2 protein-coding genes are annotated in these 1716 nt (G+C 43.2%); both read right to left on the minus strand.

Going from position 1 to position 1716, the window contains the following annotated elements; genetic code table 11:
* Positions 1-29: 29 nt before the first annotated feature.
* Positions 30-809, minus strand: coding sequence for an ABC transporter ATP-binding protein (locus tag QZY09_RS17580; RefSeq protein ID WP_295674493.1), 780 nt, complete (start codon positions 807-809; stop codon positions 30-32).
* A gap of 285 nt (positions 810-1094) precedes the next feature.
* Positions 1095-1716 (minus strand): MFS transporter (locus QZY09_RS17585; RefSeq protein WP_295674495.1); only part of this gene is annotated, 622 nt, incomplete at its 5' end.

Raw genomic sequence — 1716 nt, forward strand, 5'->3', positions numbered from 1 at the left:
AATCAACACAATCAACATATTAAACCTCCCTATGCCCTTACCGCTTTACCGGTAAGCGCTATAAAAACGTCTTCTAAGGTTATTTTACCCCTGCGGGATACACTGATCACGTCAGGGTCATCGCGGTGTTTATCAATGATAGCCTGCGGCGTATCAATGGCGATGATCTTTCCGTGATCAATGATCGCTATCCTGTCACAAACAGATTCAGCTTCCTCCATCGAATGCGTAGTGAGCAATACAGCATGCCCTTTTTCGCGGATTGCTTCAATACGTTCCCAAAGCTGCCGGCGTGATTGCGGGTCGAGGCCCGTTGTGGGTTCGTCAAGCAATACCAATTTGGGATTGTGGATAGTTGATATCACCAGCGAAACCCTTTGCTGCTGCCCGCCTGACAGCTGGCCGAATTTTTTAAAAGCCTGGTCTTCCAGGTTGATATCCCTCAATATGGTCAGGATGTCATCCTTGCTTAGCGACAAGCCATAAACGCCGGCGTAAAGCTGCAACACCTCTATCACAAACAACTCCGGCTGGAAGCTGGTTGATTGCAATTGAACCCCAAGTGATGCACGGGCATGCAATGGTTTTTCGATGGAGTTGTAGCCATCAACGGTTACCGTGCCCGAATCTGGTTTCAGGAGGCCTTCAATCGCACTAAGGGTGCTGGTTTTTCCTGCGCCGTTTGGTCCAAGCAGGCCGAAGATCTCGCCCTTACGCACATCGAAGGAGACATTTTGTACCGCCTGGAAATTACCATAACTAACATTTAACCCATCTACTGTTAATATATTCGCTTCCTGCTGGTTCATTCAGTTTTTTTGGTTTTAGATGACCGGTAACAAGTGGTGTTACACGTTTCAGCCCAAATTTCTAAATAAAAACCACAATAAAACACTTGTTTGTGGTATTTCCCAAAAAAGCCACTTGATATTGCAATAGCGTTTAGGCTATTTAATTCTTTCGCGGATCAGATCGGCTTTACCATAGATAGCTTTATAAGTCTATCGAGCACATGGCAGTGATTCCCTGAAAAAAAATCCAGGTTTAAAATTCTGGATAAACGGCGTTTTTTGCCCCGTTATGCTATATAAAACTTAATTGGTATCGTCAACCTCGTTTAATTTGTAACCCGGTTTTAATAATAAAAGGTAGGGGATGATCAAAAAAACGCCCCCGGCGGTTATCAGCAATGCCGTTTTTGCGCCATAGGCATACCACACCAATCCGGTTATCGAACTGGCCAGCAGCGTACATATACTTTGAAAAGAAGTGTACATGCCGATCGCGGTGGCCGTGTCTTTTTCTTTGCAGATATTAGTGATCCAGGCTTTTGTGATCCCTTCGGTCGCGGCTGCATAAATGCCGTATAAAAAGAATAGAACAAAATAAAATAATTCACTTTTATTAATTGCCATGCCGGCATAAACAGCGACAAAAAACAGCAGCCCGGCAATTAAAACGCTTTTCATCCCTATTTTATCGGCAAGTTTGCCAAAAGGGTAAGAGAATGCCGCGTATACAAAATTGTAAAAAACATAAATACCAATAACCGTGGTGTCGCCAAACCCGTTTTCTTTGATCTTTAAAAGCAGGAATACATCTGAACTGTTTAGCAATGCAAAAAATAATAAGGCGATAAGCAACTGGCGATAAACGGTATGACTGACTTTCCAATATTTAATAAAATCCAAAAAGCCAGGTTTCTTAACCAGGGAA

The organism is uncultured Mucilaginibacter sp. (assembly GCF_903913935.1).
Lineage (GTDB): Bacteria > Bacteroidota > Bacteroidia > Sphingobacteriales > Sphingobacteriaceae > Mucilaginibacter.

Coding starts and splice junctions, on each gene's coding strand:
- QZY09_RS17580 (WP_295674493.1), bottom strand. CDS start 809: ATGAACCAGCAGGAAGCGAATATATTAACAGTAGATGGGTTAAATGTT.